The 3995-nt window shown below is 61.8% G+C and carries 3 protein-coding genes and 2 pseudogenes; all 5 read left to right on the forward strand.

Going from position 1 to position 3995, the window contains the following annotated elements; genetic code table 11:
• Nucleotides 1-863, forward strand: a pseudogene (locus A5624_RS28855) (hypothetical protein); the annotation flags it as partial.
• A gap of 4 nt (nucleotides 864-867) precedes the next feature.
• Entirely contained in the window at nucleotides 868-1641 is a 774-nt protein-coding gene (locus A5624_RS03255) for an ESX secretion-associated protein EspG (protein ID WP_156753036.1), read from the forward strand.
• A 137-nt stretch (nucleotides 1642-1778) separates the two neighbouring features.
• On the forward strand, nucleotides 1779-2252 hold the full coding sequence (locus tag A5624_RS03260; RefSeq protein WP_197508062.1) for a YbaB/EbfC family nucleoid-associated protein: 474 nt from the start codon (nucleotides 1779-1781) through the stop codon (nucleotides 2250-2252).
• Nucleotides 2249-2542, forward strand: a complete 294-nt coding sequence (locus tag A5624_RS03265; RefSeq protein WP_066861465.1) for a hypothetical protein — start codon at nucleotides 2249-2251, stop codon at nucleotides 2540-2542. Before A5624_RS03260 ends, A5624_RS03265 begins: the two co-directional genes overlap by 4 nt.
• A 109-nt stretch (nucleotides 2543-2651) precedes the next feature.
• Nucleotides 2652-3995, forward strand: a pseudogene (locus A5624_RS03270) (hypothetical protein); the annotation flags it as partial.

Here is a 3995-nt window from a genome sequence, read left to right on the forward strand (position 1 = left end):
CCGGGGCCGATAGCCTGAACAGTTCCGGCGGTACTTCGCTAACGGGACCGAACGGTATTAACGGCCCGAATGGCTTGGGCAATAGCTTGTCGACGAATCAGAACGGTAGTAATGGCCAGAATGGGCCCAAAAGTCTCTTGTCAATGAACCCAAATTCTAGTAATGGGTCGAACGGTCCGGGTAGTACTTCATCGACGGGTCCAAATGGTCTTAATGGGCTCAATGGACCCAGTAATCCGAGTGGTGCCGGTCCATCAGGCCTGGGCAGCCTCGGACAGGACGCATCTCAAGCGCTGCAACCGCTCCAACAGGCGCTGAGTGAGGCACAAAAGAATCAGTCTGGTGTGCCCGGGAGTGCGCAAGATCTCGATCCCAAGGGTTGGGATGCGCTGTCGAAGCAAGGGATCGATCCGAGCCATGCCGGCGCGGGCGGTGGTTCGGCGATCGGGCCCCAGGGGCGCGAGACGTTGTCACCCGTCGGCGCGCCGGTGGCCGGCCTCAGCAAGGGGGCAGCTGACGCGACCGGTTCGCTCATGTCGAGTCATGTTGCTGATCCAAACACTGCTCAAAGCGCCAACGGCTCCTCTGGTGGTATGCCCGGTAGCGGCGGAGGGGCCGGACAACGCGGGCCAACCGGCAAGGAGCACAAGGCGAACAAGGCTTTGCGCCGCAAGAAGAACGGCGAACTTGTGATTGGTGACGTCGATGCCGTGGTCCCGGTAATCGGCGACGATGGCCCGGACGACGCAGCGCCGGCCCAACAAGCTCCGGTGCCTCCGACGCGCCAAACGCCCCGACAGCCGGCGGTGAGCAGCGGCCAGCATCACAGCGGACCGCATCAGGTAGCGGAGTTTGGCCGATGATCGCATGAGCCGAGTGCTGTTACGTCTGGTCGGAACGCTCCCGCTACGGGATCTGCAGATGATCGGTGAATTTGAAGGTCGCGATTTTTTGCCGTACCCGTTCATGTTCACGCAGCCATCGCGCTTCGCTACTAGAGACGAAGCTATGGCATATGCCAATACCGTCCCGGATAGATTCAAGTATGGAGACTTGAGCAGCTTCCGGGAGTGCATTGCCGCCTACAATGCGGCCGATATTCGGGTGGGGTGCCATGTTCAGTACATACCGGCCGTCACGCCTAGTGTGCGTGCGGTGGCGTACCGGGCAGGAGAACTCGGCTTTTTCGCAGCACAGCGGCCCGATTCCGACTTAATCGATATCCATGTTGTTTCGCCGTACGACTTAGGTGAGGCGATTGCTGATGCCGTCACATTAATGGGGCCTGGCTGCCATCAGAAAATTGTGGTACCGGAATATGCCCCGCGCGCCAAAGCCGAATTTGACACCGGTGACTTCGTCATCCGGCACCGGCAGGATCCGCGGGACGAGTTCACGGTCGCAGCTAGCGAAGTGACGGCGTACGCGACGGTGCAAAGCAATTGGCGCCCCATGCGAACGTGGGGACGTGATAGAAACAAAGAAGCCGCGATATGGGTGCGTATCCACGGCGACGGCGAATATCTCTATGCACGGGATTTGTCCCACGCTAGTCCGATGACCAGGCCTGTGCTACATGAGCGCATTGACCAACTCATCGGGGACGACGTCGCGATCCTGAAGGAGTTCCACCGTGGCTAGGCCGCCGTTTTCCCTCGCGCCGACCTGGGGAGAACGCCTCGCGACAGACCGGCCGAGCTCGGCCTTGCCCGCCGTCTACCGGGGTCACCATCGCATGCCAGTTCCAACCAAACCTAGTGTGCCAGAAAGGGATTAACGTGGATTACGATGCCGCACAAAACGATATCCGCCGTGTGCTGTCGCTCGTGGAGGAGCAGATGCGCGAGTTGTCGGTGATGCAGCAGAAGCAGGCGGCGTTGACTGGAACGGGGACGGCGGCCGATGGGATGGTTGAGGTGCGTGTCGATGCCCGGCGGATCGTGACGGAGACGGTAATTGATGAGGCGTACTTAACTGAGTTCGAGTTCGGTGATCTCGCTGGGCATATTACGACGGCGGCCCAGGCGGCAGTCGAGCAAATCGAACAGCGGGCGGAGGCGTTATTGGCGCCGCTACTTGAACGGCGCCAGGAGATTACGTCGCTATCTACGCAGGCAGCCGATGCGCCCGAATTCCGCGACTTCATGGCGGGGTTGAGTGCTCTTGCCGGACAGCAGCCGCGGCGTGGTGGTGAGGGTGCTGACGGCATGGAAGAACAGGTGCGCTACCCGACTGTGAGGAATAGTCGATGACTGATCCACTGAGCGTCGATCCGGACGGACTGCGCAAGATCGCCCAGGACCTGCAAGACGTCAGCACGACGCTGAAGCAAGTCTATTCGTCGTTGACTGACAAGCTTGCCGCCGAGGGGTCGCCGTGGGGGAACGACCAGATTGGTGACCAGTTCGCCAATGGAGACAGTGGCTATCTGGCCCAAAAGGAGTGGGTGAGTAACTCAATCGACGGCAAAACGCAATTGCTGGATTCCTATGCGGACAGTTTCATGTCGGCGGCAAACGACTTTGAAGGAAACGATCGGTAGTGGTTGGTCCTTGGTTGGCTTGAGTGGCGGTGGTAGTGGCTCTCTCACCGAGTGGTTAGTGCGCTGAGGGCTGGGGGTGTCGTAGTTGACTATTGAGATTCCTCCTTCGTTGCAGTGGGTCGGTTATTTGGCGGGTTCTAAGTGGCCTCAGGGTGATGAAGATGCGATGTGGCGTATTGAGTCTGCGTGGGAGGATGCTGCTGCTCGGATAGTGGTGTTGATCCCGGCGCTGGAGCGGGTGCAGCGTGCGGTGATGGCGGTGATGTCGGGGCAGACCGCTGAGGCGGCTCAGGCGGATTTTGACCGGGAGTTTTCTGGTGATTATTCGATGAGCAATCTGGTGGCGGCGATGTTGGCGTTGGCCGAAGCAGCGCGCACGACGGGCACTCAGATTCAGTCCACCAAGCTCAACGACATTTTCACGCTTGCAGTCGCGGCGGCCGAAATCTCGTATTACATCTCGATCGCATGGGAAACGCTGGGTGCCTCGCTGTTGTGGATTCCGGCCGTCGAGGGTCTGACGATGGTGGCGGTGCGCCAGCTTGCGGCGGCGTTGGTGCGCCGAATTCGTGTTGCGGTGGCCGAAGCGTTGACCAAGACCGCGTTGTGGAATTTGGTCAAAGCGGCCGCGGTGCGAAGTGCGGTGGGTGCCGGTGTGGGCGGGGCGTTGGGGCTTGGTCAGGAGGGGCTCATTGAGGCCGGGCAGATCCTGGCGGGCCATCGCGACAGCTTCGATTTGACCGAAATCGGGCAAAGTTTTGCTAGCGGGTTAGTCGGCGGGATCGGTGGTGCGCTGACTCATGGTGCGGTCGAAAGCGTGTTGGGCCACGCCAATACGATCCTGACCAAGGCGCTGCACGGGGCGCTCACCCATTACACCTCGGGTCTGGTGGGTAATCTGGCCGGCTCGTTGCCCACCGGGGGCGGCATGAGCGTCCAGGAGATCTTTGGCGGCGCCGGCGGTAATGCGCTGCCCGGCATCGCTGGTGAGGCGTTCAGCAAGCACTATGGCGGCAGCGCCGCTCACCTCAACGAGCTCGTTGACCACGTGGGTGACAACGACGCGGTGTCGAACTTGCACGGTTCACCGCCCCCCTACACCGTGGGCGGGTCACCGCCGCCCTATACGGCCGCCGGGTCACCGCCGCCCTACTCGGCTGGCGGGTCAGCGCCTCCGTCGGACAGTGGCGGCACTAACGTCGTGCGCGCGGTCGATCCCGACCCCAGCAGTGCCCAACCCACGACCAGCCACACCACAACCCCGGCCCCAAACCCCTCCGACACGGCCACACCCGGCACTGGTGGGCCGGCACCGAACCCCTCCGACACGGCGGCAGCGAGCGAAACTGGTGAGCCAGCACCTGTGCGAACCAGCACCGCGGGGCACGACACCGAATCGGCTGGCACCCAGAGTGTCACCAACGGCGCCGAGCACGCTTCGGCGGCGCCAGCC

The sequence above is a fragment of the Mycobacterium sp. 1482292.6 genome (assembly GCF_001672995.1).
Lineage (GTDB): Bacteria > Actinomycetota > Actinomycetes > Mycobacteriales > Mycobacteriaceae > Mycobacterium > Mycobacterium europaeum_A.

Bases quoted from the DNA above. Each gene is read 5' to 3' on its own strand.
- A5624_RS03255 (WP_156753036.1), top strand. From the start codon at position 868: ATGAGCCGAGTGCTGTTACGTCTGGTCGGAACGCTCCCGCTACGGGAT.
- A5624_RS03265 (WP_066861465.1), top strand. From the start codon at position 2,249: ATGACTGATCCACTGAGCGTCGATCCGGACGGACTGCGCAAGATCGCC.